The organism is Streptomyces sp. AF1A (assembly GCF_047340315.1).
Lineage (GTDB): Bacteria > Actinomycetota > Actinomycetes > Streptomycetales > Streptomycetaceae > Streptomyces.
Genome location: NZ_JBLEBI010000041.1, coordinates 1 through 25,083 on the forward strand (window position 1 = coordinate 1; position 25,083 = coordinate 25,083).

Annotated in this window: 23 protein-coding genes; 7 read left to right on the forward strand and 16 right to left on the reverse strand. The window is 72.4% G+C overall.

Annotated features, from left to right (window positions below; genetic code table 11):
* Window positions 1-466: 466 nt before the first annotated feature.
* From lnt to ACLU3S_RS14830, 5 genes are all read left to right on the forward strand, one after another.
* Entirely contained in the window at window positions 467-2,083 is a 1,617-nt protein-coding gene (lnt, locus tag ACLU3S_RS14810; RefSeq protein WP_413952292.1) for an apolipoprotein N-acyltransferase, read from the forward strand.
* A gap of 61 nt (window positions 2,084-2,144) precedes the next feature.
* Window positions 2,145-2,624 (forward strand): NUDIX hydrolase, encoded by a 480-nt coding sequence (locus ACLU3S_RS14815; protein ID WP_413952293.1) that lies wholly within the window; start codon window positions 2,145-2,147, stop codon window positions 2,622-2,624.
* Window positions 2,625-2,678: 54 nt separating this feature from the next.
* The gene (locus tag ACLU3S_RS14820) at window positions 2,679-3,506 is read left to right on the forward strand and encodes a 3-hydroxybutyrate dehydrogenase (protein ID WP_413952294.1); all 828 of its coding nucleotides are present in this window, start codon (window positions 2,679-2,681) and stop codon (window positions 3,504-3,506) included.
* Between the two features lie 76 nt (window positions 3,507-3,582).
* Complete coding sequence (locus tag ACLU3S_RS14825; RefSeq protein WP_413952295.1) at window positions 3,583-5,538, forward strand: helix-turn-helix domain-containing protein; 1,956 nt, start codon at window positions 3,583-3,585, stop codon at window positions 5,536-5,538.
* A 102-nt stretch (window positions 5,539-5,640) separates the two neighbouring features.
* Complete coding sequence (locus tag ACLU3S_RS14830) at window positions 5,641-6,180, forward strand: manganese efflux pump MntP family protein (protein WP_413952296.1); 540 nt, start codon at window positions 5,641-5,643, stop codon at window positions 6,178-6,180.
* 6 nt (window positions 6,181-6,186) lie between these two features.
* Here ACLU3S_RS14830 and pqqE read toward each other — a convergent pair whose 3' ends face one another.
* From pqqE to ACLU3S_RS14900, 14 genes are all read right to left on the reverse strand, one after another.
* Window positions 6,187-7,323 (reverse strand): pyrroloquinoline quinone biosynthesis protein PqqE, encoded by a 1,137-nt coding sequence (pqqE, locus tag ACLU3S_RS14835; RefSeq protein ID WP_413952297.1) that lies wholly within the window; start codon window positions 7,321-7,323, stop codon window positions 6,187-6,189.
* Window positions 7,316-7,645, reverse strand: a complete 330-nt coding sequence (gene pqqD, locus ACLU3S_RS14840; RefSeq protein ID WP_413952298.1) for a pyrroloquinoline quinone biosynthesis peptide chaperone PqqD — start codon at window positions 7,643-7,645, stop codon at window positions 7,316-7,318. Before pqqD ends, pqqE begins: the two co-directional genes overlap by 8 nt.
* A gap of 5 nt (window positions 7,646-7,650) precedes the next feature.
* On the reverse strand, window positions 7,651-8,385 hold the full coding sequence (gene pqqC, locus ACLU3S_RS14845) for a pyrroloquinoline-quinone synthase PqqC (protein ID WP_413952299.1): 735 nt from the start codon (window positions 8,383-8,385) through the stop codon (window positions 7,651-7,653).
* Window positions 8,386-8,389: 4 nt separating this feature from the next.
* Window positions 8,390-9,277, reverse strand: a complete 888-nt coding sequence (gene pqqB / locus ACLU3S_RS14850; RefSeq protein ID WP_413952300.1) for a pyrroloquinoline quinone biosynthesis protein PqqB — start codon at window positions 9,275-9,277, stop codon at window positions 8,390-8,392.
* A gap of 110 nt (window positions 9,278-9,387) precedes the next feature.
* Window positions 9,388-9,483 carry a pyrroloquinoline quinone precursor peptide PqqA gene (pqqA, locus tag ACLU3S_RS14855; RefSeq protein WP_413952301.1) on the reverse strand — a complete coding sequence of 32 codons (96 nt, stop codon included), beginning with the start codon at window positions 9,481-9,483 and terminating at the stop codon, window positions 9,388-9,390.
* 46 nt (window positions 9,484-9,529) lie between these two features.
* Window positions 9,530-11,230: a PQQ-dependent dehydrogenase, methanol/ethanol family gene (locus tag ACLU3S_RS14860; RefSeq protein WP_413952302.1), complete on the reverse strand. Its 1,701-nt coding sequence runs from the start codon at window positions 11,228-11,230 to the stop codon at window positions 9,530-9,532.
* A gap of 13 nt (window positions 11,231-11,243) precedes the next feature.
* Window positions 11,244-11,705, reverse strand: coding sequence for an MSMEG_3727 family PQQ-associated protein (locus tag ACLU3S_RS14865; RefSeq protein WP_413952303.1), 462 nt, complete (start codon window positions 11,703-11,705; stop codon window positions 11,244-11,246).
* A 336-nt stretch (window positions 11,706-12,041) separates the two neighbouring features.
* Window positions 12,042-14,240, reverse strand: a complete 2,199-nt coding sequence (gene katG, locus ACLU3S_RS14870) for a catalase/peroxidase HPI (RefSeq protein ID WP_413952329.1) — start codon at window positions 14,238-14,240, stop codon at window positions 12,042-12,044.
* 80 nt (window positions 14,241-14,320) lie between these two features.
* Complete coding sequence (locus tag ACLU3S_RS14875) at window positions 14,321-15,715, reverse strand: LytTR family transcriptional regulator DNA-binding domain-containing protein (RefSeq protein WP_413952304.1); 1,395 nt, start codon at window positions 15,713-15,715, stop codon at window positions 14,321-14,323.
* Between the two features lie 421 nt (window positions 15,716-16,136).
* On the reverse strand, window positions 16,137-17,156 hold the full coding sequence (locus ACLU3S_RS14880) for a histidinol-phosphate transaminase (protein WP_413952305.1): 1,020 nt from the start codon (window positions 17,154-17,156) through the stop codon (window positions 16,137-16,139).
* Window positions 17,157-17,159: 3 nt separating this feature from the next.
* Window positions 17,160-18,179, reverse strand: coding sequence for a 3-oxoacyl-ACP synthase III family protein (locus ACLU3S_RS14885; RefSeq protein ID WP_413952306.1), 1,020 nt, complete (start codon window positions 18,177-18,179; stop codon window positions 17,160-17,162).
* Window positions 18,176-18,829, reverse strand: a complete 654-nt coding sequence (locus ACLU3S_RS14890; protein ID WP_413952307.1) for an SRPBCC family protein — start codon at window positions 18,827-18,829, stop codon at window positions 18,176-18,178. The genes ACLU3S_RS14885 and ACLU3S_RS14890 overlap by 4 nt, the downstream gene beginning before the upstream one ends.
* Entirely contained in the window at window positions 18,801-20,552 is a 1,752-nt protein-coding gene (locus ACLU3S_RS14895; RefSeq protein ID WP_413952308.1) for a thiamine pyrophosphate-binding protein, read from the reverse strand. The genes ACLU3S_RS14890 and ACLU3S_RS14895 overlap by 29 nt, the downstream gene beginning before the upstream one ends.
* Window positions 20,549-21,565 carry a GlxA family transcriptional regulator gene (locus tag ACLU3S_RS14900; RefSeq protein WP_413952309.1) on the reverse strand — a complete coding sequence of 339 codons (1,017 nt, stop codon included), beginning with the start codon at window positions 21,563-21,565 and terminating at the stop codon, window positions 20,549-20,551. The genes ACLU3S_RS14895 and ACLU3S_RS14900 overlap by 4 nt, the downstream gene beginning before the upstream one ends.
* 437 nt (window positions 21,566-22,002) lie before the next feature.
* Here ACLU3S_RS14900 and ACLU3S_RS14905 point away from each other — a divergent pair, with 437 nt between their 5' ends.
* Entirely contained in the window at window positions 22,003-23,433 is a 1,431-nt protein-coding gene (locus ACLU3S_RS14905; RefSeq protein ID WP_413952310.1) for a hypothetical protein, read from the forward strand.
* 13 nt (window positions 23,434-23,446) lie between these two features.
* Here the strand turns inward: ACLU3S_RS14905 and ACLU3S_RS14910 are convergent, their stop codons facing one another.
* Window positions 23,447-23,698, reverse strand: coding sequence for a hypothetical protein (locus tag ACLU3S_RS14910; protein WP_413952311.1), 252 nt, complete (start codon window positions 23,696-23,698; stop codon window positions 23,447-23,449).
* Window positions 23,695-24,006, reverse strand: a complete 312-nt coding sequence (locus ACLU3S_RS14915) for a DUF6424 family protein (RefSeq protein ID WP_413952312.1) — start codon at window positions 24,004-24,006, stop codon at window positions 23,695-23,697. Before ACLU3S_RS14915 ends, ACLU3S_RS14910 begins: the two co-directional genes overlap by 4 nt.
* Window positions 24,007-24,443: 437 nt before the next feature.
* Here ACLU3S_RS14915 and ACLU3S_RS14920 point away from each other — a divergent pair, with 437 nt between their 5' ends.
* Window positions 24,444-24,974: a MarR family winged helix-turn-helix transcriptional regulator gene (locus ACLU3S_RS14920; protein ID WP_413952313.1), complete on the forward strand. Its 531-nt coding sequence runs from the start codon at window positions 24,444-24,446 to the stop codon at window positions 24,972-24,974.
* The last annotated feature ends 109 nt before the right edge of the window (window positions 24,975-25,083 follow it).

The window sequence follows — 25,083 nt, forward strand, 5'->3', positions numbered from 1 at the left end:
GCAGCATGCCCTCGGGCCGCCCGTCCTGAACCGCCGCGCTGATCAGCGACCATCCGGCGCAGGCCCCCAGCAGGACCATGCCCGCCCCGTCAGAAACGTTTCGTCTGCCGCTGTCGTCGTCCGCGCCGCGCACGCCTGCCACGGATCTGGCTTCCGTCGACCCCACCGCCACCCCTCGTACCCCCACCCTGTGGCACGCCACGGCCGCGCGCCGGATCCGGCGGCACTGCCGAGGCTGGGCTCACCGTAACGGCTCATGACCGGTTTGGGGATGAGGTGCGGCGAACGTCGTTATTTCAGCCGGGCGCGCCGAGCGGGTGCCGGCACGGCACGGAGGCCGCGCGCCGGAGCCGCCCGCTGCAGCGCCGCAGCGGCTCCGACCACGGGCGGGCCGCTCGAATCCGCGCCGGTGCCGGCCGCGGACCGCGGTGTCGACGGCGAGGTCACCCGCCGTACACTCACCCGGGTGACCGTCACCGCAACTTCCGTGGACCAGCCGGATCAGCTCCGGCCGTCCCCCGCGCCCGGAGCGCTCGGCGGCCGCCTGCTGCGCCTGGTCCCGGCCACCGCCTCAGCCCTCTGCGGAGTGCTGCTCTACGTCAGCTTCCCGCCGCGCCCCCTGTGGTGGCTGGCCCTGCCCGCCTTCGCCGGCTTCGGCTGGGTGCTGCGCGGCCGCGGCTGGAAGGCGGCGCTCGGCCTCGGCTACCTCTTCGGGCTCGGCTTCCTGCTGCCGCTGCTGGTGTGGACCGGCGTGGAGGTCGGTCCCGGCCCCTGGCTGGCCCTGGTCGCCGTCGAGGCGGTCTTCGTCGCACTGGTCGGCGTGGGCGTCGCCGCCGTGTCCAAGCTGCCGGCCTGGCCGGTGTGGGCCGCGGCGGTCTGGATCGCGGGCGAAGCGGTACGCGCGCGCGTGCCCTTCCGCGGCTTCCCCTGGGGCAAGATCGCGTTCGGGCAGGCGGACGGCGTCTTCCTGCCGCTCGCCGCGGTGGGCGGCACGCCGGTGCTGGGCTTCGGCGTCGTGCTGTGCGGCTTCGGCCTGTACGAGACGGGACGACTGATCGCCGAACGGCGCCGTAGCCGGACCCTGCGCCGCGCGGCGGCGGCCGCCGCCCTGCTGAGCGTGGCCGTGCCGGTGGCGGGCGCCCTCGCCGCCCGCGACCTGGTGAGTGACAAGGCGCAGGCCGGCACCGCGACCGTCGCGGTCATCCAGGGCAATGTGCCCCGCGCGGGCCTGGAGTTCAGCGCCCAGCGCCGGGCCGTGCTCGACCACCACGTGCGCGAGACGCTCAAGCTCGCCGCCGACATCAAGGCGGGCAAGGTCGCCAAGCCCGACTTCGTGCTGTGGCCGGAGAACTCCTCCGACATCGATCCCTACGCCAACCCCGACGCGGCGGCCGTCATCGAGGACGCCGCCAAGGCGGTGGGCGTGCCCGTCTCGGTCGGCGCCGTCGTCGAGAGGGACGGCAAGCTGCTCAACGAGCAGATCCTGTGGGACCCGGCCAAGGGGCCGACGCAGACCTATGACAAGCGGCAGGTGCAGCCCTTCGGTGAGTACCTTCCGCTGCGCGGTCTCGTCGGCGCGATCAACAAGACCTGGACCGGCATGGTCCGCCAGGACTTCAGCCGCGGCAGCAAGCCCGGCGTCTTCGACATCGACGGCGCCAAGGTGGGGCTCGCCACCTGCTACGAGGCCGCCTTCGACTGGGCCGTGCGGGACACCGTGACGCACGGCGCGGAGATGATCTCCGTGCCGAGCAACAACGCGACCTTCGACCGCAGCGAGATGACCTACCAGCAGCTCGCCATGTCCCGCGTCCGCGCCGTCGAGCACAGCCGGACGGTGACCGTGCCGGTCACCAGCGGCGTGAGCGCGATCATCATGCCGGACGGGAAGGTCACCCAGAAGACCGGCATGTTCGTGCCCGCCTACCTCGTCCAGAAGGTGCCGCTGCGCACCGCCACGACACCCGCCACGGAACTGGGCATCCTGCCGGAGATCGCGCTCGTGCTGGTCGCGGCGGGCGGCATCGGCTGGGCGATCGGGTCCGGCCTGCGCGCGCGCCGCGCCGTCGGCGCACAGCCGTAGGACCGCGGCACAGGCCCCGTACTGACAGGAGAGCGGCGGACCGGCCGGTTAGGGTCGGTCCATGGCTACTCCTGATTTCATCCGCACGCTCAGGGCCTCGGCGGGCCGGCAGCTGCTCTGGCTCCCCGGGGTCACCGCGATCGTCTTCGACGGCGAGGGCAGAGTGCTGCTCGGACGGCGCTCCGACACCCGCAGGTGGTCGGTGATCGGCGGCATCCCGGAGCCGGGTGAGCAGCCGGCGGCCTGCGCCGTGCGGGAGGTTTTCGAGGAGACCGCGGTGCAGTGCGTCGCCGAGCGGGTGGTCCTCGTCCAGGCGCTGGAGCCGGTCACCTACGGCAACGGAGACATCTGCCAGTACATGGACATCACCTTCCGCTGCCGCGCCGTGGGCGGCGAGGCCCGGGTCAACGACGACGAGTCGCTGGAAGTGGGCTGGTTCACGGTGGACGCCCTGCCCGACCTGAACGAGTTCGGGCGCTTCCGGGTCAAGCAGGCCATGTCCGAGGCACCCACGTGGTTCGACCCTGCGACCGCCGGCTGACACATGGACGCTCACTCCATGTGGCGGCGGGTGGCCTCCGCTTAGGGTCGGCGCATGACCTCGTCCAGCCCGCCCGGATCGGGCCCCCTCGTCCAGCCCCTGGCCCTCGACCTCGCCGGCCGCACCGCGCTCGTCACCGGAGCCGCCGGCGGCATCGGCCGCGCCTGCGTGCTGCGGCTCGCGGCCGCGGGGGCCGAGGTCAGAGCCGTCGACCGGGACCACGCCGGTCTGGCCGAACTCGCCGAACTCGCCGAAGACGCCGAGCGGTCCGGGCACCTCACGGGGACCGTCGTCCCGCAGGTCGTGGACCTGACCGACCTCGACGCCGCCGAGGGCGCGGCCGCCGGGACCGATGTGCTGGTCAACAGCGCCGGGCTGCAACTGGTGCGCCGCATCGAGGACTTCCCGCCGGAGGTCTTCCACACGGTGCTGACCGTGATGCTGGAGGCACCCTTCCGCCTCATCCGCGGCGCCCTCCCGCACATGTACGCGCAGGGCTGGGGCCGGATCGTCAACGTGTCCTCCGTCCACGGCCTGCGCGCCTCGGCCTACAAGTCCGCCTATGTGGCCGCCAAACACGGTCTCGAAGGGCTGTCCAAGACGGCCGCGCTCGAAGGCGCCGCACACGGTGTGACCTCCAACTGTGTGAACCCGGCCTATGTGCGGACCCCCCTGGTGGAGAAGCAGATCGCCGACCAGGCCCGGGCACACGGCATCCCCGAGGAACGGGTGCTGTCCGAGGTGCTGCTCAGGGACAGCGCGGTGCAGCGGCTGATCGAACCGGCGGAGGTCGCCGAGGCCGTGACGTACCTGTGCAGTCCGCAGGCGGCCTTCGTGACCGGCACATCGCTCGTGCTGGACGGCGGGTGGACCGCCCACTGAACCCCCTGCGGCCCGCGCGCCGGGGAGTTGTCCACAGGCCCGGCCGCCCGGGCCGCCGATGCGCGATCCTGTGACCATGTCTCGCGATCACGTCCAGCCGGCCGGGCCTCTCCCCGCCTCAAAGGCCACCGGAATGCCCGACACCGGCGCAGAGGTTCCGTACCTGGAGCTGCTCTCCCGTGACGCCTCTGCCGAGGCCTTCGAGCGGCCGGTGCTCCTCGCCCGCGCGGAGGGCAGGCCGGCCGGCCGGGTCGCCGCGCTGGAACACGCCAAGCTGCTCGCGCTGCGCGTCCGCGCGGAGCTGGAGGGGCGCCGGCGCCGCGAGGCCGAGCTGTCGGCGCTGTTCGCGACCGCCCACGACCTGGCCGGCCTGCGCGATCTGGACGCCGTGCTGCAGGCGATCGTCCAGCGCGCCCGCTCCCTGCTCGGCACGGACGTCGCCTACCTCACCCTGAACGACCCGGCCCGCGGCGACACCTACATGCGGGTGACCGAGGGCTCCGTCTCCGCCCGCTTCCAGCAACTGCGCCTGGGCATGGGGGAGGGGCTCGGCGGACTGGTCGCGCAGACCACACGGCCGTACGTGACGGACGACTACTTCAAGGACCCCCGCTTCCAGCACACGCACAGCATCGACGCCGGCGTCCGCGACGAGGGTCTGGTGGCCATCCTCGGCGTCCCCCTGATGCTCGGCCCGCACGTCATCGGTGTCCTCTTCGCCGCCGACCGCAGGGCACGGGTCTTCGAACGCGAGCAGATCGCCCTCCTCGGCTCCTTCGCCGCCCTGGCCGCGGCCGCCATCGACACGGCCAACCTGCTCACCGAGACCCGCTCGGCGCTGGCCGACCTGGAGCAGGCCAACGAGATCATCCGGGACCGCAGCGCCGCCATCGAACGCGCCTCCGAGGTCCACGACCGGCTCGCCGAACTGGTGCTGCGCGGCGGCGGAGTCCACGACGTCGCGGCCGCCGTCTCCCGGGTCCTGGACGGCACCGTCGAGTTCGCGGAGGCCGCCGCGACGCCCGCCGGCGCGCTGGAGGCGTCGCGCGTGGAGGGGCACGCCGTGCGCCACGGCGGCGACTGGATCGCCGCGGTCGCGGCGGGTGGCGAACTCCTCGGGGCCCTGGTCCTGCGCGGGCACCCCGGCCTCGACCCGGTGGACCAGCGCACCCTGGAGCGTGCGGCGACGGTCACCTCGCTGCTCCTGCTCGCCCGCAGGTCAGCCGCCGAGGCCGAACAGCGCGTACGGGGCGAACTGCTGGACGACCTCCTGGACGCCCGCGACCGCGACCCGCGCCTGCTGCGCGAGCGCGCCGCCCGGCTGCACGCAGACCTGGACGCCACCCACGTCGTACTCGCCGCACGCCTGGACGGCCCGGCCGCCGACGCCGACGAGGAGGCCGCGGCCCGCCGCCGGCTGTGGGCCGCCGCGTCCCACCTCGCCGCCACGCGGCACGGCCTGGCCTCCGCGCGGGACGGCGGCACCGTCCTGCTGCTGCCGCTCGGTCCCGGCGACACCGCCACGGACGTGGCCCGCCGCACCGCCCGCGACCTGGGCACGGCCGTCCACCAGCCGGTCACGGTCGGCGCCTCCGCCCCCGTGACCGATCTCGCCGCGCTCCCGGACACAGCGGCCGCCGGGTACGCGGAGGGCCGCCGCTGTCTGGACGCGCTGGAGCTGCTGGGCCGGACCGGAGACGGCGCGGCGGCCGAGGACTTCGGGTTCCTCGGGCTGCTCCTGGCGGGCGACCGGGACGTCGCCGGCTTCGTCGAGCGCACGGTCGGACCCGTGGTGTCGTACGACGAGCGACGCGGCACGGAACTGCTGCACACCCTGGACGCCTACTTCTCCTGCGGGATGAGCCCGGCGCGCACCAAGGACGCGTTGCACGTGCACGTGAACACGGTCGCCCAGCGGCTGGAGCGCGTGGGCCGCCTGCTCGGCGAGGACTGGCAGAGCCCCGCCCGCGCCCTGGAGATACAACTGGCTCTGCGCCTGCACCGGTTGTCCGCGCCGGGACGGCGCCGTTAGGGCCGAAAATCTTCCGGAAATGCGCTCCCCGGCTTTATTCCACGGGCCATCCAAAATATCATGGGGAAGTATGGCGGGTACCAGCCGAGAAGAAGCCGTCCCATGATCTGGGAAATACTCGTCCTGGGTTTTGTACTCAGTCTCGACAATTTTCGGGTATCGATCGCACTCGGCACCGTCCCATTCGGGCTGAAGCGCGCGGTGCAGGTGGCGCTGACCTTCGGTCTGTGGGACTCGATTATGCCGCTGGTCGGCTTGTTGGTCGGTCGGCGGATCGGTGAGTCGATCGGGGACTTCGCGGACTGGGTGGGCGCGGCCGCGCTGGGCACGTACGGTCTCTATCTCGTCGTCTCGGCCCTGCGAAATCCCGAGCCGGACGAGCTGGACCACCCGTGGGCGTTGTTCGGCATTCCGTTGACACTGAGCCTGGACAACCTGTTCGCCGGGGCGAGCCTCGGGGTTCTCGGGGTGTCGCCGTGGTTCTCGGCCGCCGTCTTCGGCGTCATCACGGCGGTGATGTCGCTGATCGGGCTGCAGGTCGGGCGGGCCGCGGCGCGCCTCATCCGGATCCGCTCGGACCTGCTGAGCGGGGTCACCCTGATCATGGCCGCCGTGGCACTGCCGTTGGTGTTCGGCGGCTAGGGCCGCTCACTGGGCGCCGGAGACGGGCCGGCTCGTCCCGCCCGGGCCAGGGGCCGGCCGGCGGACCTGGTGCGGGCGGGGGATCAGCGGAGCGTCGTCCGCCCGAGTGCCGGCGTTGGCGGCCTGAACCGCCCGGGCGACCAGGTCGTGGTCGGGCGACAGATGGCAGACCGGGTCGGTGCGGGCGGCGTCGCCGGTGAGCAGGAACGCCTGGCAACGGCACCCGCCGAAGTCCACCTCCCGCCGGGGGCAGCTGCGGCAGGGCTCCGGCATCCAGTCGGTCCCCCGGAACGCGGTCATCACCGGGGACTCGGCCCAGATCCGCTCCAGCGAGTCCTCCCGCACGCTGGCCCGCGGCAACGGCAGGGAGTGGGCGGCCGGGCAGGGCAGGACGTCGCCGTTCGGCGTCACCGTCAGCTGCCGGGAGGCCCAGCCGCCCATGCACGGCTTCGGGTAGCGGCTGTAGTAGTCGGGGATGACGTAGAGGATGTCCATGCGGTCCCGCAGCCGCTCGCGGGCGGCCCGCACCACGACCTCGGCCGCCTCCAGCTGGGCCCGGCTCGGCAGCAGCGCGTCACGGTTGCGCCAGGCCCAGCCGTAGTACTGGGTGTTGGCCAGCTCCAGCCGGTCGGCGCCCACCCTCTCGGCCAGAGCGAGCACCTCGGCGACGCGGCCGATGTTGTACCGGTGCAGCACCACGTTCACGGTGAGCGGCCAGCCCAGCTCCTTGACCACGCCCATCGCCTCGATCTTGCGCTGGAAGGACGGGGTCCCGGCGATGCGGTCGGACACCGCCGGCCGGTCGGCCTGGATGCTGATCTGCACATGGTCCAGGCCGGCGGCCCGCAGCTGCTGCGCCTTCGGACGCGAGAGCCCGAGGGCGCTGGTCACGAGGTTGGTGTAGAGGCCCAGGCCGTGGGCGCCCGCCACGATGTCCACCAGGTCGCGCCGCAGCAGCGGTTCCCCGCCGGACAGGTGGCACTGCAGAACCCCGAGGCCGGCGGCCTCGCCCAGCACCCGCCGCCACTCCTCGGTGGTCAGCTCGTCCCCGTAGCCGGCCATGTTCAGCGGGTTGGAGCAGTACGGGCAGGCCAGCGGGCAGCGGTAGGTCAGCTCGGCGAGCAGTCCGAACGGGCTATCCATGGTCGAGCTCCACCCAGCGCCGGGCGACGAGCCGGGTCAGGAACTGCCGCACCTCGTCGTCGGGGACGGTTTCGTAGCGCGCGCCCAGCTCGGTCACGATCTCGGCCACGGTCCGCCGCCCGTCGCACAGTTCGAGGACCGCCGCGCCGCTGCCGTTCAGCACCACCACCGTCTCGGGGTGCAGCAGCACCGTGCGCTGCCGGGTCCGGCAGAAGCTCAGCCGGACGTGGCGCGCCAGGCGGGGCCGGTCCGAGCCGCGTACCTCGACGGCGGGCCGGGTCGCGCTCCCGGTCCGGGTCGTTCCGATGGGGGTCCGGTCCATGGCGGTCACTCCGGACAGGCCTGGTCGATGGCGTCCATCACGCTCCACAGGACGTCGCACTTGAACGACAGCGCCTCGACGGCGCGCGCCTGGGACTCGACGGTGACGCAGTGCGCGGTGACCACCTCCAGGGCGTGCTCGCAGTCGCGGGGGGCCTGCTCCAGGCGGGCCCGGAAGTAGGCGAGGCCCTCGGGATCGATCCAGGGGTACCACCGCTCGAACGCGGCCAGCCGCGCCGCCATCAGGTCCGGCGCGAACAGCTCCGTGAGGGAGGACGCCACCGCCTCCACCCACGGGCGGGTCCGGGCGAAGTGCACGTAGGCGTCGACGGCGAACCGCACCCCGGGGACCAGGTGCCGGTGGTCCAGGACCTCCTCCCGGGTGAGCCCGGCGGCCTCGCCGAGGCGCAGCCACGCCTCGATGCCGCCCTCACCGGCCGCGGTGCCGTCGTGGTCGACGATCCGCCGGATCCAGCGGCGGCGGACCTCCAAGTCGGGGCAGTTGGAAAGGATCGCGGCGTCCTTGCGGGGGATGTTCTCCTGGTAGTAGAAGCGGTTGGCCACCCAGCCCCGGACCTGCCGGCGGCTGAGCCGGCCGGCGTTCATCCGGACGTGGAACGGGTGCTGGTCGTGGTAGCGCCGCGAGTGGGCCCGCAACGCCTCGACGAAGCCGTCGGCGCCGGTTGCGGTGGTCGTCCCGGTTGACGTGGTTGACGTGGTTGACGTGGTTGTCGTCGTCACGGCCCTACACCTCGACCTCCAGGCCGTCCATGGCCACCTCCATGCCGCTCTCCTCCACGATGTGCCGCTCGGGTGCGTCCGCCAGGAGGATCGGGTTGGTGTTGTTCATATGGACGAAGATCGTCCGTTGCAGGCCCAGCGAAGCGAGCTGCGTCAGGCTGCCGTCCGGACCGTCGACGGGCAGGTGGCCCATCTCCCGGGAGGTCTTTCCCGCCAGGCCGAGCCGCACCAGCTCGTCGTCGCGCCAGCAGGTCCCGTCGATCAGCAGGCAGGCACAGCCCTCGATCTCCGCGCACAGCGCCGGCGTCAGCGACTGCACCCCCGGCAGGTACACCAGCGTGCCGCCGCTGCGCCCGTCGTTCAGCCGGTAGCCCACGACGCGGCCGTGGTCCACCCCGGCCCCGAATCGGTCGCGCTTGGTGGTGGGTACGTCGAACGCCCGGCAGGACAGCCCGTCCGCCAGGGCGAAATCGGTGCCGGGGACCACGGCCCGCCACTCGACCGGGCAGTAGCGCTCGAGCGTGCCCAGAATCCGTGAGCCGTCGCACAGGGCCTTGCGCACCGCGGGCGTGGCGTACAGCCGCAGGGCGCGGGCCTCGCGCAGCAGCAGCAGGCCCAGCGTGTGGTCCAGCTCGGCGTCGGTGAGCAGCACCGCCTCCAGGGGCGTCGTCCGGTCCTCGCACGGGTGCAGATCGGGGAAGGCCTCGATCTGGGCGCGCACGTCGGGCGAGGCGTTGACGAGGAACCACCGGCGGCCGTCGGCGCTGACCGCGACCGACGACTGGGTGCGCGCGGGGCCGGCCCCGGAGCGGACAGCGGCGCACACCGGACAGGCGCAGTTCCACTGCGGGGAACCGCCTCCCGCCGCCGAACCCAGCACTCGCAGCAACACGCCGGCCCTCCGTTCCGCCGAAGGCCGGGTCGGTCGCCGGCCCGGCCGTCCTGGGCTGTCCCAAGCCGGTGGGAGGGCGCCGGACCGGGTCCGGCGCCGCCCCGCGTCCGCTAGTCCTCCATCCGGGCGAGGTACATGGTCACCTCGGCCGCGACTGCGATCTCGTCGAACTCGGGCGTCTCCCACTCAGCGAGCTGAGTCTCCATGGATTCACCTCCTCTCCGGCCGGACGCGGCAGGCCGCGGTCACGCGCTACGACGGCTCCGGAAGGGCGAAGACCAGCAGGGCGCTCCCGTGCCCCGCGCCGAGCATGCCGGGGAGGAATCCCTCGGCCCATCCGCCCCAGCCGACCGGCACGGCGACGTACTGCCTGCCGTCGACCATGTACGTGGTCGGGCTGCTGTGGTGGCCGCTGCCGCACTGGAACTGCCACAGCTGCTGCCCGGTGCGCGCGTCGAGCGCGTTGAACTCGCCGGAGGGTTCACCGGCGAACACCAGGTCACCGCCGGTGGCCAGCACCGAGGCGCACATGGGCAGCTCGTTGCGCCAGCGCCACTTCTCCTCGCCGCGGGCGTCGAAGGCGCCGATGCATCCCGCCATGTCGCCGATGTCCACCTGAACGCCCGCGCCCCAGTACGGAATGCTCTCCTTGAACTCCCGCCGCCGCCGGGTCGCCGTGGCACCGGTGTCCTGGACCGGGACGTAGAAGAGCTCGGTCCTCGGGCTGTAGGCCGCGTGCGTCCATTCCTTGGCACCGGCCGGGCCCGGGTAGAAGTGGACCGGTTCTCCCTCCCTTTCGGGGTACACCTTGGCCGTCACCTGGCCGTCCCTGGTGATCGCACCCCAGGTGATGCGGTCCACGAAGGGGGTGATCCCCACCCTTTCGCCGTTCGTGCGGTCGAGGACGAAGAAGTAGCCGTTCTTGTCGAAGTGCCCGAGCAGCTTTCGCCCCCCGTGCTCGAACAGGATGCACTCGGCGATGCTGTCGTAGTCCCACACGTCGTGCGGGGTGCACTGGTAGTGCCAGCAGATCTGGCCGCTGTCCACGTCGACGGCGATGATGCTGTCGGTGAACAGGTTGTCGCCCGGGCGTACCTCTCCGTCGAAGTCGGGCGCCGGGTTGCCGGTGCCGACGTACAGCAGATTCGTCTCCGGGTCGAAGGTGCCGGTCACCCAGCAGTTCGCCCCGCCCCGCGCCCAGGCCTCGCCCTCGGCGGGCCAGGTCTCCGAGCCGGGTTCCCCGGGCTTCGGCACCGTGTAGCAGCGCCACTGGTGGTCGCCAGTCTCCAGGTCGAACGCGTCGAGGTGGCCGCGCACGCCGAACTCGCCGCCGGAACTGCCGACGATGACCATGTTCTTCACGACCAGCGGGGCGACCGTGGCGCTCTCCCCGGCCCGGACGTCTCCGTAGGTCTTGTCCCAGACCCGTTTGCCGTTGGTGGCGTCGAGCGCGATCACCCGGGCGTTGGCCGTGACGAAGAAGACCTTCCCCTGGGCCACGGCGACCCCGCGGTTGACGTTCCCGCAGCACAGGGACACGTCGAAGGGCACCGCGTGCTTGTACCGCCAGATCTCCACGCCGGTCTTGGCGTTGAGGGCCCAGACCCAGCCGTCCCAGCCGGACAGGAACATGACCCCGTCGACGACCACCGGGGCGGCCTCGAACGAGTAGGTCGACGCGCCCGCGATCAGGCCGGTGGTGCCCGCCTGGAAGACCCACGCGGGGACGAGGCGTTTGACGCTCTCCGTGTTGAGCTGGTCCAGCGGGCTGTAGCGCTGGCCGTTGTAGGCGCCGTAGTAGGTGAGCCAGTTGTGGGGCTCCTGGCGGGCGTTGAGGATGCGCTCGTAGGTGACGTCGGCCACCACCGGCGGCGCGACGTCTCCTCCGGGGGTCTTGTAGTTCAGGGTCCCCTGGTCGACAGCCACACCCGCGTCCACGTAGTCGACGGTCATGGCCTTCTCCCTTCTACGGCCGCGGCTGTGCGGGACGGTCGAGGCGAGCCTCCGGCGGAGCGTCTCCCAGGACGACGATGGCCCCGGTCAGCCCCCGGCCCTCGTCATTGCCCGTGGGCGAGCTGAACCAGTAGTAACCCGGCCCGTCGAGGTTGAGGGTCGCTCGTCCTCGCGAATGGTTCACCAGCCAGATGAACTTCCGGTCGCCGTTGCTCGGCAGGAGTGCGCAGTGCGTGTTGTCGTCGTCATTGACGAGTTCGATCTCGACATCGCCTCCATGGGGCATGACCAGAATGGAGGGATCCCAGGTCAGTTCGTCGGGGTGAATGCGAATCGTGGCCTCCATGTGGCCGTCCGGCTTCTCGTCGGCATGCCCGATGGTTCCGGTTCCCAGCACCTGGCCCAATGCTGCTTTGTTCTGTGCGGCCAACCCGAGCTTGTCCAGCAGGTCGGTCCGCTCCTTCGTGGTCGTCATAGGGGTTTCACTCCCCTCGTCTCGAATCCCTGCGCCCACTTTCCCGGAACTGACCTCGACATTTCCTTTTTCCCGTCGCCGGGCGCCCGGCCGTAAATCGGCCGTGATGGGGGCGTCCGGCGGCAATCGGTGGTCGAGAAGCGTGCGCCGGAAGAATCGCACCGGAAAGGGTGAAGGAATTACCATCCAGTACGCACGCTACGCCGGACGGATCACACCGACAACCAGGGGTACCGGTTCGGGCGGCGCATGCCGTCCAGCCGCGACCAGCCGCCGTTCGCACCCGATATGCCACCGCCGGCACGAGCGGGCGGCCATCCGCTCCCCGACGGCGGGTCAGGCAAGGTCGTACCGGTCGAGATTCATGACCTTGTCCCACGCGGCGACGAAGTCCCGCACGAACTTCTCCCGCGCGTCGTCGCTCGCGTAGACCTCCGCGACGGCGCGCAGCTCGGAGTTCGAGCCGAACACGAGGTCGACGCGGCCGGCGGTCCACTCGACCTCGCCGGTGGCGCGGTCGCGGCCCTCGAAGGCGTCCGCGCTCGGGGACGTCGGCTGCCACTGCGTGGCGGGGTCGAGCAGATTCACGAAGAAGTCGTTGGTCAGCGACCCGGGCGCCGAGGTGAGGACACCCAGCGGCGACTGCCGGTGGTTCGCGCCCAGCACCCGCAGGCCACCCACGAGGACGGTCATCTCGGGCACGCTCAGGTCCAGCAGGTTCGCGCGGTCGACCAGCAGATGCTCCGGCGGCAGCCGGTTGCCCTTGCCGTAGTAGTTGCGGAACCCGTCCGCGGTGGGCTCCAGCGCGGCGAAGGACTCCGGATCGGTCCACTCCTGCGTGGCGTCGGTGCGCCCCGGAGCGAAGGGGACCTCGACGTCGTACCCGGCGGCCCTGGCGGCCTGCTCCACGGCGGCCGCCCCGCCGAGCACGATGAGGTCGGCCAGCGAGATCTTCGTGCCCCCGGCGCGGGAGCCGTTGAAGGACTTCTGGATCCCCTCCAGGGTGTGCAGCACCTGTGCCAGCGTGCCCGGGTCGTTCACCTCCCAGCTCCGCTGCGGCTCCAGGCGGATGCGCGCGCCGTTCGCCCCGCCGCGCCTGTCGCTGATGCGGAACGTCGAGGCCGACGCCCACGCCGTCGAGACGAGCCGGGCGACCGGCAGCCCGGAGGCGAGGATCAGGCTCTTGAGTGCGGCGATGTCCGCCGCGCCGACCAGCTCGTGGTCCACGGCGGGGACCGGGTCCTGCCAGAGCAGCGTCTCACGGGGCACCAGCGGGCCCAGGTAGCGCTGGATGGGGCCCATGTCGAGGTGCGTCAGCTTGAACCAGACCCGGGCGAACGCGTCCGCGAGCCGGTCCGGGCTTTCCAGGAAGCGGCGCGCGATCGGTTCGTAGACCGGGTCGAGCCGCAGCGCGAGGTCGGTCGTCAGCATGGTCGGGGCGTGTGTCGCGGACGGGTCGTGGGCGTCCGGCACGGTGCCGGCCCCGCCGCCGTCGCGCGGGATCCACTGCCACAGGCCGGCGGGGCTCAGCTCCAGGTCCCACTCGTAGCCGAACAGGGTCTCGAAATAGCTGTTGTCCCATCGCGTCGGGGTGGGTGTCCACGTACCCTCCAGCCCGCTGGAGATCGCGTCCGGGCCCCTTCCGGTGCCGTAGCCGCTCTTCCAGCCCAGCCCCTGCTCCTCGAGAGGGGCGCCCTCGGGTTCGGGGCCGAGGTAGGCGTTCGGGTCGGCCGCGCCGTGGGTCTTGCCGAACGTGTGGCCGCCTGCGATCAGCGCGACGGTCTCCTCGTCGTTCATCCCCATACGCCGGAACGTGTCGCGGATGTCCCGGGCCGCCATGAGCGGGTCCGGGACGGTGTTCGGTCCCTCCGGGTTGACGTAGATGAGGCCCATCTGGTCGGCGGCCAGCGGGCTCTGCAGTTCCCGGACGCCGCGGTGGCGTTCGTCGCCCAGCCAGGCCTGCTCGGGGCCCCAGTAGGCGGCCTCGTCGGACTCCCAGACGTCCGCCCGGCCGCCGGCGAAGCCGAAGGTCTTGAGGCCCATCGTCTCCAGGGCGCGGTTGCCCGCGAAGACCATCAGGTCAGCCCACGAGATCGCGCGGCCGTACTTCTTCTTCACCGGCCAGAGCAGCCGGCGCGCCTTGTCGAGGTTGCGATTGTCCGGCCAGCTGTTCAGCGGCGCGAAGCGCTGCATGCCGGCGCTCGCGCCACCGCGTCCGTCGTGGATGCGGTACGTCCCGGCGCTGTGCCACACCATCCGGATCACGAGCGGTCCGTAGTGACCGAAGTCGGCCGGCCACCACGGCTGCGACGTCGTCAGCACTTCGTCGACGTCCCGCGCCAGGGCGTCGAGGTCGAGGGTCCGGAACTCCGCGGCGTAGTCGAAGTCCTCACCCAGGGGGTCGGCCATGGCCTGGTGCTTGCGGAGGATCGTCAGGTCGAGCCGGTTCGGCCACCAGTCGCGGTTGCTCGTGCCCCCGGCCGGGTGCGTGCGGTGCCCGGCGGTGGCGGGGAGGCCGAGGCCGCCCCCACCCACATCGTTCCTCTCGCCGGTTACGGCGTCCGGGCTGTCTGACACGGGATCTTCCTTCCGGAACAGCGGTCCTGCCGAGGTGCTCAGATGTCCAGCGCGCGGCGCACGGCCGGCGCGTTCCGCCGGGAGACCGGCACCATGTCGTTCGTCGGGGCGTCCATGACCAGGGACAGCTCGCCCTTGAGCCCGCGCTCGATCTCGCGGATGCGGCTGAGGTTGACCACGTACCGGCGGTGCACCCGCAGGAAGCCGACGTCCGCCAGCTCACCCTCGAGCTTGTCCAGGCTGGGGGAGGCGGCCCGCAGCCGCCCCTGATCGGTGGAGAGCCACACGTCGTTTCCCCGCGATTCGGCGAAGGAGACCTCCGGAAGGCGCAGCAGCACCATCCGGTTGTCGCGCACCGCGACCAGCCGGCGCGGCTGCATGCGGGGCTGCGCGGTCCGCTCCGCCGGGGGCAACTGCGCCCCGTCGGAGGCGCCGAACGAGACCAGGTTCCCGATCAGGTGCCCGGACGAGAAGACGGGCCGGATGCTGATCGAGGTCGGCTCGTCGGCGAGCCGGGCGAAGATCTGCGTCGAGCCGACCCAGTCGGGATTGTGGGCCGCCTGCGCGGTGGCGTACCGGGCGGCCGCGATCAGTTCCGGCAGCCCCGGGTTCCACCGCAGCGTCGGGTCGACCGCCGGGGCGAACGCCGGGACGCCCAGGAGCACGCTCGCCATGTCGTCGGCGATCACCACCTTTCCCGCGGTGTCCAGCGCGGCGAGCGCCGCACGCGAGCGCGCCCGGGCCTGGGTGTAGGCGGCGACCAGCTCGGCACCGCTGTCCCGGGCGCGCCTCTTGAGCGGGTGCTGTGTCATGGTGGCCGCGTGCGCCAGCCAGCTTTCCGCGTACGCGGGCAGCCGGCTGCGCCAGCAGGAGATGTTCAGAACCGCGATCGGCTCCCTGGTCACCACGTCGCGCACCGCGATGCCCGCGCAGGCCCAGTCGTGGAAGGCCTCGCACCAGTGCTCCGCGCCGGTGATCGGTACCGGGCCGTGTGCCTCGAGCGCCGTACCCATGCCGTTGGTGCCGACCGCGCACTCGGACCAGCAGAACCAGGGCGCCAGATGGGACTCGCCGGCCCGCGCGAGCGTGGCCTGGTCACCCCACTCGGCCAGGATGCGTCCGGTGGCGTCGGCGACCGTGACGACCCCGCCCAGGCTGCCCACTTCGTGTGCCACGGAGGCGGCACGGAATCCCAGCTCGGCGAAGACGACGTCGTGCTCGGGCGGGTGGCCGGGCTGCGCGGCGGCCAGCGGAGCCTCGGTGAGGTGCGGATCGACCCGGTACTGCTCCCGGCAGCGGTGCCAGGAGATCGCCACGAGGGGCCGTACGCCCGGGATGCGGTCCTCGCCCCGCACGTACCGTTCCCACGCCGCGCGCACGGCATCGCTGCCCGGTGTCGTCGAGACGGGCTCCAGCCGATGTACATCCCTCATGGTTCAGAACCGCCCTTGGTCCATCCCCGATGCCGGTCCGGCACTCGTTTCCGGCCGTGTCGCAGATCTGCAGTTCCCACACTAGGTACCGTCGTCGGGCCGCGCACGTCCCTCTTCCGGGCGCGCGCGAAAGGGCACCTCGGGCGCGGAACGCGGCGGCCGGCGGGTACGCACGAGCGCCGTACCGCCGGCCGCCGCGCGGCGCCAGGTGGAGGCGGCGGGGCGGGCTCGGGCCGGACGGCAGCCGCGTCCCGGTGCTGTTCGATCATGGCATTGTCGCGCACATTGTTGACGATTTCGGCGGCAGGGCGGGCCCGCCCAGGCCCGCCCTGCCCCGATGCCCGAGGACATGCGATGCGCCACGTCGCACGTGCCGTCGATCGGGGCGGCGAGGGGGCGACCCCAGGACGCGGCCCCCGTGTCACGCCCGCGACACGCCCCGGCGCAGGCGCATTTGTGCCAGCGCGGTCAGCACGGTGTCGTTGGCGTTCCGGTCGCCGACCGTGAGCCGGAGCCCCTCGCCCGGGTAGTGACGCGCCTGGACACCCGCGACGGTGAGCGCCACCGCGCCCGCGTCGACCGGGTCGGGCGCGGCGAGCCAGACGGAATTGGCGTGACCGGGGCGTACCTGCCAGCCGAGGGAGACGAGTTCACCCCGGAGCCGTTCGCGTTCGGCGACGACGCTGTCCACGCGCAGCCGCACCTCGCTCTCGGCCTCGAGCGAGGCCCGCACCGCCGCCGCTGCCACCGCGTTGATCCCGAAGGGCAGCTGCTGCCGGCGGATCCGCTCCACCAGGCGGGGAGAACCGAGGCCGTAGCCCACCCGCAGGGCGGCGAGGCCGTAGGCCTTGGAGAACGTCCGCAGGACCAGCAGGTTGGGATGGGCGTCCAGCAGCGTCCGTGCGTCCGGCAGGCCGGTGTCGCGGGCGAACTCCACGTACGCCTCGTCGAGCAGCACGGTGACGCGCCGGGGGACCTGGCGCAGGAACGCGGACAGCGCGTCGGCCGTGACAAGGCTTCCGGTCGGGTTGTGGGGACTGCACAGCACCACGACGCGGCTGCGGTCGTCGAGCGCCGCGAGCAGGGCGCCCAGATCCTGGTCCCCTCCCGGGGTCAGGGGGACGGGGACGGGCCGGGCGCCGACCATCTCGGCCAGGAGCGGGTAGGCGTCGAACGTGCGCCAGGCGTAGGCCACCGAGTCGCCGGGCCGGACCACGGCGCGGAGCAACTGCAGGGCCACGCCCACAGATCCGCTGCCGACCACGACGCGGTCCGGGGTCACCCGGCACCATGCGGCGATCCGCTCGGTGAGGTCGTCGGGACGGAACTGCGGATAGCGGTGGGCCTGTGCGACCACCCGGTGCATCGCCTCGCGCACCGAGGGCAGCGGGGGATAGGGGCTCTCGTTCAGCGCGAGCCGGTGCAGCACGGGGACGTCCACGGCTCAGCCCCGTCCGCCGTGCCAGCGAACGGCGGCGGCACCGGCGAAGTCGCCGGCGTGGGCGAATCCCCCGAGCACGATCAGGTCGCCGTCCGCCACCTGCCCGGAGGCGATCGCGCGGTCCAGGGTGACCGGGATCGCCGCCCCGAACAGGTTCCCGTACCGGTCGAAGGTGTGCAGGTGCCGCTCGGCCGGCAGCTGCAGCGCCTCACGCCAGTTCCGCAGGAAGGTGCGGTTGGGCTGGTTGGTGATGAGGACGTCGATGTCGCTGCTCGCCACGCCGATGCGCCGGCACAGCTCGGTGACCACCTCGGGGACGAGGCGGTTCCCGCGTGCCAGGACCTTGGCGACACTGGCGTCGGTGAACCCGATCCGCAGCTGCGACTCGCCCGGCTCCCAGTACTTGCGGCCGTCGTCCACGGCCACGGTCATGTCACCGGCGTACTCCCCGATGTGCCGCGTCTCCAGGTCCAGGACCGGCGACTTCGCCGACGTGGTCACGTACCCCACACCGCACCCGTCGCCCGGGATCGCCGCCTGGGCGAGCTTGCGCACCTCGGACTGGGTGAACCACTGACCCGCGGCGCTCTGCGCGTTGCAGATCAGCGCGGTCCTGGCGTCGGTGGACACGAGGATCTGCCGGGCCAGCTTCAGCATGTACACAAAGGACGCGCAGCCCGCGTTGGCCACGTCGACCAGCCACTCCGGGTTCAGGCCCAGCCGGCGCGCCACCTCCGTCCCGGCGCCCACGAACGGCAGGTCCGGCAGTTGGCTGTGCACCAGCAGCACGTCGACACCCCGGATCTCGGCCGCGCCGTGCCGTTCGATCAGGGGCTGTACGGCACGCTCGACCATGTCCGCGTTGGTCTCGTCCCTGGCCACGTGGTGCCGCGACGGCGGCACCTTGAACATGGGATGGTGGCGGAGCTTGTCCTCGGCACCGGGGAATTCCGTGTAGAACTCCGCGGGGACCGGTTCGCCGGGCAGGTAGCAGGCGACGTCGGTGAGGCTGACCGTGGTCACCGCGCCACCGCCCGCGCCGGAGCCGAGTTCACGGGCAGGCCGCCCCGATGGCGGTGTTCCAGGATCGCCTTGAGGTTGCGCATCTCCACGGTGTGCCCCGCGTAGAAGAGGTCCCAGTAGTCGCCCACCCAGGGCCGCTCCGGGCGCGGGGACAGGTCGGGGTGCGGATTGTCGTCGTAGTAGGGGTGCCGGCAGTTGGTCCAGGTGATCACCGAACCCGGCCTGTCGAGCACCAGCCCGGCCGGGACGACACGCATCAGGTAGATCATCCACAGCTTCTCGCCCTGGTCCCAGGCGCAGTGGTAGTCGACGGTCATGGCCTCGGGGTTCGCGAGCACCTTGCAGTAGATCCTGGTGTCGTCCTCCAGGCGGTCGTGACCGACCCACAGCCCCGGTGTGTCAGTGGGTGCGAAGTCCCGCAGGCTGCAGGTCCATTCCTCCAGATGGTGCCCTTGGCGCAGGTAGTCGTAGGCCTGCTCCGGGGGGCAGTCGACGTACTCGTGGATGGTGCAGTACTGCCCGTAGACCTGATGGTGGGGGTACACCGCGTGGGTGAGCTCCATGCAGTGGGCGGTCAGTTCCTCCTTGCCGGTGTTCTCGATCCGGACCAGGCCGGGAATGTCAGCCAACGTGGACGACTCCTCGCTCATCTGAACCCTCCTTGCTCTCGGTGGCTTCGGTGAAGGACTGGAAGGGGAGAAACGGGGGGATCTCCCGCGGGTCGCAGGCCACCGCGACGAACGCGGGACCGCCGCGCGCGTTGCTGCGCATCAGTGCCGTGCGCAGGTGGGCCGCGTCGGTGGCTCCGGTGGCCGGCAGGGTCGGGAACGCGGCGGCCACCGCGGCGCCGAGGTCGGTTCGGGCGAACAGGTCGTCGCTGCGGACGCCGCCCTGGAGGAACCGCTCGCGCACCGCGCACATGGCATGCGCGTTGTTGTTGAAGATCACGAACGTCACGGGTGCGTCGTACTCGACGGCGGTGTGCACTTCCATCCCGTGCATGAAGAACGCCCCGTCCCCGGCGAGCACGTAGGTGCGCCGGCCGGTGGCGAGCGCGGCGCCGATGCCGGCGCCGAAGGTGTAGCCCATGCCGCCCATGCCGACCGCCACCACGAAGCGGCCGTGGCGCGGCGCGGGGAGGAGATGGATCGCGCTGGCCCCCGCGTTGCCGGCGTCCACGAAGACGTGCGCGTCCTGGGGCAGCGCGGCCTCCACCGCGGCGACCGCCTGGGCGTGGGGGACGGTGCGCTCGCCGGCCCGCACCGGCGGACCCGGCAGGGGCATGGGCAGGGGGCCGGCGTGCGGCGGGCAGGGACGCGGGCGCGACGGCAGCCGGGCGGTCACCGCGCGCAGCGCGTCCCGCAGGTTCCCGCCCAGCGCGGTGCCGGCCACGAACGGGGGCTCGGGGCCCAGGCAGACGACGTCGGTGGCGGCCAGGGCCCGGTCGAGGCCGCCGCGGGCCAGGAGCGGCAGCCGGGTACCGACCAGCAGGCACAGGTCGGCACGCCGCAGACAGTCCGCGACGTTGGCGTGACCCATCACCCCGGCCACGCCCGCGAACCGTGGATCACGGTTGTCGAAGACGTCCTTGGCGTCCGGGGTGACCGCCACCCATGCCCCGAGCCGCCGGGCCAGCTCCGCCAGATCCCCGCGCGCGTCGGCGGCGGCGACGTCCTCACCGGCGATCACGAGGACGCGCCCGGCCCGGCGCAGGGCGTCCGACACGGCGCCGAGGGCAGCCGTGTCGAGCCGCGCCGCGGAGGCCGCCGCCGGGCCGCCCGGTGCCGGGGCCGCGCCGCGGGCGGGCACCCTGATCCGCGCCTGCTGCACATCCTTGGGCAGCAGCAGCACGGCCGGCCCGCGGGGATCGGCCTGCGCCGCAGCGACGGCCCGGGGCAGCAGCGCCGCGAACGAGTCGGCGTCGTCGACGCGGGCGCAGAAGCGCGAGACGGGTGCGAAGACCTCCCGGGCGTCGAAGGAGCCCGCCTTGCCGCTGGAGTCCTGGAACGCCCCCAGCCCCTCCTGGCCGGTCGGCGGCTGGCCCACCAGCGCCAGCACGGGCACCCGGGAGGCGTAGGCCTCGGCCAGACCCGGTACGAGATTCATCGCCCCGCCGCCCGAGGTCGCGGCGACGACGCCGAGGCGCCCGGTCGTACGTGCGTATCCGTCGGCCATGGTGACGGCGGAGAACTCGTGCTTGGCGACCACGCCGCGGACGGCGCCGCCGCGGTGCACCGCGTCGTACAGGTCCTCGATGTTCGCTCCGCCGACGCCGAACATGTGGGTGACGCCTGCCCTGGCGAGTTCCGCGGCCAGATGGTCGACCAGGCGTACCGTCCTCGGCTCGGGTAAGTCCGAGGTCGTGGTGGTCATGCGGGGCTGCCCTCCCTCTCGTGGTGCCGGTCGACGAGGCCGGACGGCGAGACCACCTGGAAGCGGTGCCGGTATTCCCCGGGAGTGAGCCCCAGGGTCCGTCCGAACGAGCGGAAGAACGTCTCGGTGGTGGCGAATCCGCAGCGGCCGGCTATCTGGCTGATCGTCAGGTCCGTGGTCTCCAGCAGTTCGCGTGCACGGGCGATGCGCGTCCGCTCGACGTACTGGGCGGGTGTCGTGCCCACCTCGCGCCGGAAGACCCGGGCGAAGTTGCGCTGGCTCATGTTGGCCCGCCGCGCGATCTCGGCCACGGGCAGCGGACGGTCCAGGTGGTCCAGAATCCACTCCTGCGCCTCCCGGATCGGCGGACGGTCGGCCAACTGGGCGTCGAGTACGGCGCTGTACTGGGACTGCCCTCCGTGCCGCTTGAGGAAGAGCACCAGATAGCGTGCCGTCTCCAGCGCGAGAGCCGATCCGTGATCGGCCTCCACCAGGGCCAGCGCCATGTCGATGCCCGTCGACACACCCGCGGAGGTCACGAAGCGGCCGTCCCAGACGAAGATCCGCTCGGCGTCCACCGTCACATCGGGATAGCGGCACTTCATCGCCTCGCTGTACGCCCAGTGCGTGGTCGCGCGTCTGCCGTCGAGCAGGCCCGCCTCGGCCAGCAGGAAGGATCCTCCGCACACGGAGGCGACCCTGCGCGACCTGGCCGCCGCCCGGCCGATCCACGACACGAGCGCCTCGTCCCGGAGGGCCTCGTGCAGACTCCATCCGCCGGGCACGAGGAGCGTGTCGATCGGGCCCTGCCCCGCCTGAAGCGGTGCGGCCTCGACCACCACCCCCGAACTCATGCGCACCAGCGGCGCGTCGGCGGAGACGAAGTCGGTCCGGTAGGGGATGCCCGAGGCGCCCAGGAGCCGATTCGCCGTATCGAACACTTCTATCGGTCCGGTGATGTCCAGCGCCATCGCTCCCGCGTACACCACCACAACCACACGTCGCTCCAACACGGTCACAGCCTGTATCGGATCTCGCACTGGCTGCAATGCCAGATCACTGACGTATCCGGCCAACGAGCGGGGCGGGACGGGCCGGAAGGCCGCCGGCCAGGCAGTTCGCGCGCCGCCCGGGCAGCGCCGGGTGAGAGAGGTCACAGCTCGCCCCGGGCCCCCGACCGCTCGGGCCCGGCCCCGCCGTTCGCAGGGGACCCCGCCCACCGCCAACACCCGATCGGCCCAATCCCGGCGCTTCGTGCACCTGCACGTGCGTACGCCCGCGCCGCCCATGTGGGGCCGTCGCCACCGGCCGCAGGGCGCGCGTCGCCTGCCCCCTGTTCGGATTGACACGGTGCTGCCGGGGCCGCGTACTGGTCCCGAGGGAACCTTGCCGAAAGGTCTCCCGGTGGGGGGATTCCGCCATCCGCAATCCCTCCGACCAGGGAGGCTCCATGACGGTGCAACAACACGTCACCACACCGACGGTTCTGGTGTACGAGGACGACCCCGGATACCCGCCGCAGGTCAACGTCCCCGTACCGCATCCCGTGCCGCAACTCGACACCCAGCCGTTCCCCATGGCCATCGCGGAGACCGCGCCGCAGCCGGACAGCGCCGGGCCGGGCACCGAGGCGTTCCGCTACTGGGTGGCGGCCGATGCCCTCAGCAGGGCCGGCCAGACCTGGGGTTCACTGGTGCCGGCCGGAACGCAGTGGCATCCGACGGTCGGCCGCGCCCTCACCGCCCACCTCAACGCGGGAATCGACCTCAACGCCTACTACGACCGCCGAGGCCTGTGGTTCTTCCGCCGCACGGTGGCCGGTGTCACCGTCGCCGCGTGCGAGAGCAACGAGGTCGTCGAACACGAGGCGGGACACGCGGTACTCGACGCCCTGCGGCCCCAGTTGTTCAACGCGGCGAGCGCCGAGACGGCTGCCCTGCACGAGGCCTTCGGGGACATCAGCGCCCTGCTGGGCTCCCTGCAGCTGGAGTCGCTGCGGATCGCGGTCCTGGCCGAGACGCAGGGCGACCTGGAAATGTCCTCGAGGGTGTCGAGGATGGCCGAGCAACTGGGCTGGGCGATCCGCCAGGGCCACCCGACCGGGGTCGACCGGGACTGCCTGCGCAACCTGTCGAACAGCTTCTTCTACCGGGACCCGGTGGAGCTGCCGCCCAGCGGACCCGCGAACACGCTCAGCAGCGAACCGCACTCGTTCTCCAGGGTGTTCAGCGGGGCCTTCCTGAAGATCGTGGCCGGCATCTTCCGGCAGCAGGACCTGCAGGACCAGGCCGGTCTGGCCGCGGCGGCCGAGATCGCGGGACAGCTGCTGGTGGACGCCGTGGTGTCCGCGCCCGTGGTGTCCGCCTACTACGCGCAGGTCGCGGGTCACATGATCGCCGCGGACCAGCGCCGCAACGGCGGCAGGTACGGTCAGTCCCTGCGCTCGGCGTTCGTCCGGCACGGCATTCTCTCGCTGGAGGCCGCCGTGTCCGTCACCGAGCCGGAGGTGGCACGCCGGGGCGCCGGAATGACCGACGTGCAGCCGGGCGGTGGTGACGAGGAGGGACTGACGCCCGTCACGATCCACGGGGCGGCGTACGGCGTCACTCAGCCGCTCACCCTCTCCGCACCGGCGCAGGAACGCCGGTTCGGCATCGCCGGCTCCGCCCCGGCCGGCGGCTCTCTGCGGCCCGCCGACCCCGAGCGGGTCGCCACGTCGTACCTGGAGGACCTCTTCCGTCGCGGCCGCGTGTACGTACCCGAGGAACACCGCTCCGATGCGGCGTTCGTCGACGACAATCCGTCCCGGCTCAAGACCCATGAAATCTCGCGCAGTTCGACCGGCGAGGGGCTCGCCCTCACCCGGCGGTGTTTCGACTGAGCGGGTAGCGGCATCAGCGCAGGAAGCGCAGGCGGCGGACGGTGAGCCGTCCGTCGTCCGCGCGCTTGACGACGTGCGTCGTGCGCGGCGTCGGCTCCTCCCCCTCGAAGACCGCCTCACCCCGCGCGAGCAGATCGGCGATGAATTTCTCGGTCGCCCGGCGTTCGGTGTCGCCGCGTTCGGCGTCACCGCTCCGTCCGCCTTCGTCACCGCTCCGTCCGCCTTCGGCGGCGCGCTCCCGGCCATCGTCACGGTCCTCGCTCACGGGGCGGCCCGCTCCCGGCTCCGGGGTGCGCGTGCCGGTCGAGAGGAGGCGGCCGGCGGGCCGGACGCGTTCCGCCGGCCCGGCTCGATCTGCCGCGCGAAGGCCTGCAGCGCGACCGAACTGTTGGGCGGCAACACCGCCATCTTTCCCTGCTCCTGCGCTTCCAGGAACGCCGCTGCCGCCTCGCTCTCCTCCGAAACGTGGTGGTCGACCAGGCGTATCTTCCACGGGTGGCTCTCCGACTCCACGCCGCCGGGCTTCAGTTCGGCCGGAGCTCTGCGGCGTGCCCCAACACCGGTAGTGGTCATGTTGCTTCTCCTCGCGTCGGCCGTACGGGCCTGCACGCGCCGGCCCCGGCGCCGCCGAGTCCCCCGGTCCCGAAGTGAGCCCGGATGCCGTGAACTTGAGGCGATCCGCCCGCTCAGGCTCCGGCGAGGCAGGGGAATGCCCCTTCATAGCCACCTTATTCCCGCCGAGAGGGCGGCGCAGCCCGGAACGGCTCGGGGACGGCCCGGCCCCCGTGACATGGCCGGCGCTCGCGGGCCCCGCCGCGAACGGCGTGCGCGCGCCCATCGCCCGCGCGGGTTGCCGACCGGACGGGGCTGCGCAGACCCTTGGCGAGGGGCGTACCACTCTGGGCGCGGAGGCCGTCTCCGGCCCGCCGGTGCGCGACGGCGCCGCTCCGAGGACGCGGTCGCGCTCGTGCTACGGGGGAGCAGGTGGCCGAGCGCGGTAGAAAGGACGTATGGCGGAGATCGGGACGGCGGGAGAACAGGACGATGTCGACGCGGTCACGCGAGCCGTGCTGACCGCTTCCCGGCTGCTGGTGGCGGTCTCGGCCCGCTCGCTCGCCGAGGTCGAGGAGCGGGTCACCCTGGCTCAGTTCAGGATGCTGGTCGTGCTCGCCGACGATGGTCCCACGAAGCTGGTCGCCCTGGCCGATGCGCTGCACGTCGCTCCGTCGACGGCCATGCGCATGGTGGACCGGCTGATCGCGGCCGGGCTCGCGGACCGGCAGCCCAATCCCGAGAGCCGCCGGGAGACCCTGCTGCGGGTCACCGAGGAGGGGCGGCGAACGGTCGAGACGGTGATGGCCCGTCGCCGGTCGGAGATCGCCGCCATCGTCCGGCGCCTGCGGCCGGCCCAGCGGCTGGCGCTCGTGGAGGGGCTCAATGCCTTCAGCGAGGCCGGCGGCGAGCCGTCCGCCCCCGGGGGCAGCGGTGGGTCACTCGCGCTCGGCTGGGGACTGAATGCCGCGACAGGCCGCGAGGCCTGAGAGGCGGCCTTGCCGGGGCGGGGTGACCGGCCCCGGCACGCCGCGTCCTCCGGTGGGCGCGCGCCTGTCGAGGCCGTAGGGCTTGATCCGGACGCGGACCGGTGGCAGC

Excerpts from the sequence above, each read along its gene's own strand:
- ACLU3S_RS14890 (WP_413952307.1), bottom strand. The coding sequence starts at position 18,829 with ATGAGCGAGGAGTCGTCCACGTTGGCTGACATTCCCGGCCTGGTCCGG.
- ACLU3S_RS14920 (WP_413952313.1), top strand. The coding sequence starts at position 24,444 with ATGGCGGAGATCGGGACGGCGGGAGAACAGGACGATGTCGACGCGGTC.
- ACLU3S_RS14825 (WP_413952295.1), top strand. The coding sequence starts at position 3,583 with ATGTCTCGCGATCACGTCCAGCCGGCCGGGCCTCTCCCCGCCTCAAAG.
- pqqD (WP_413952298.1), bottom strand. The coding sequence starts at position 7,645 with ATGGACCGGACCCCCATCGGAACGACCCGGACCGGGAGCGCGACCCGG.
- ACLU3S_RS14875 (WP_413952304.1), bottom strand. The coding sequence starts at position 15,715 with ATGAGGGATGTACATCGGCTGGAGCCCGTCTCGACGACACCGGGCAGC.
- ACLU3S_RS14865 (WP_413952303.1), bottom strand. The coding sequence starts at position 11,705 with ATGACGACCACGAAGGAGCGGACCGACCTGCTGGACAAGCTCGGGTTG.
- pqqE (WP_413952297.1), bottom strand. The coding sequence starts at position 7,323 with ATGGATAGCCCGTTCGGACTGCTCGCCGAGCTGACCTACCGCTGCCCG.
- ACLU3S_RS14830 (WP_413952296.1), top strand. The coding sequence starts at position 5,641 with ATGATCTGGGAAATACTCGTCCTGGGTTTTGTACTCAGTCTCGACAAT.
- ACLU3S_RS14860 (WP_413952302.1), bottom strand. The coding sequence starts at position 11,230 with ATGACCGTCGACTACGTGGACGCGGGTGTGGCTGTCGACCAGGGGACC.
- ACLU3S_RS14820 (WP_413952294.1), top strand. The coding sequence starts at position 2,679 with ATGACCTCGTCCAGCCCGCCCGGATCGGGCCCCCTCGTCCAGCCCCTG.
- ACLU3S_RS14815 (WP_413952293.1), top strand. The coding sequence starts at position 2,145 with ATGGCTACTCCTGATTTCATCCGCACGCTCAGGGCCTCGGCGGGCCGG.
- ACLU3S_RS14895 (WP_413952308.1), bottom strand. The coding sequence starts at position 20,552 with ATGACCACCACGACCTCGGACTTACCCGAGCCGAGGACGGTACGCCTG.
- ACLU3S_RS14905 (WP_413952310.1), top strand. The coding sequence starts at position 22,003 with ATGACGGTGCAACAACACGTCACCACACCGACGGTTCTGGTGTACGAG.
- pqqA (WP_413952301.1), bottom strand. The coding sequence starts at position 9,483 with ATGGAGACTCAGCTCGCTGAGTGGGAGACGCCCGAGTTCGACGAGATC.
- ACLU3S_RS14915 (WP_413952312.1), bottom strand. The coding sequence starts at position 24,006 with ATGACCACTACCGGTGTTGGGGCACGCCGCAGAGCTCCGGCCGAACTG.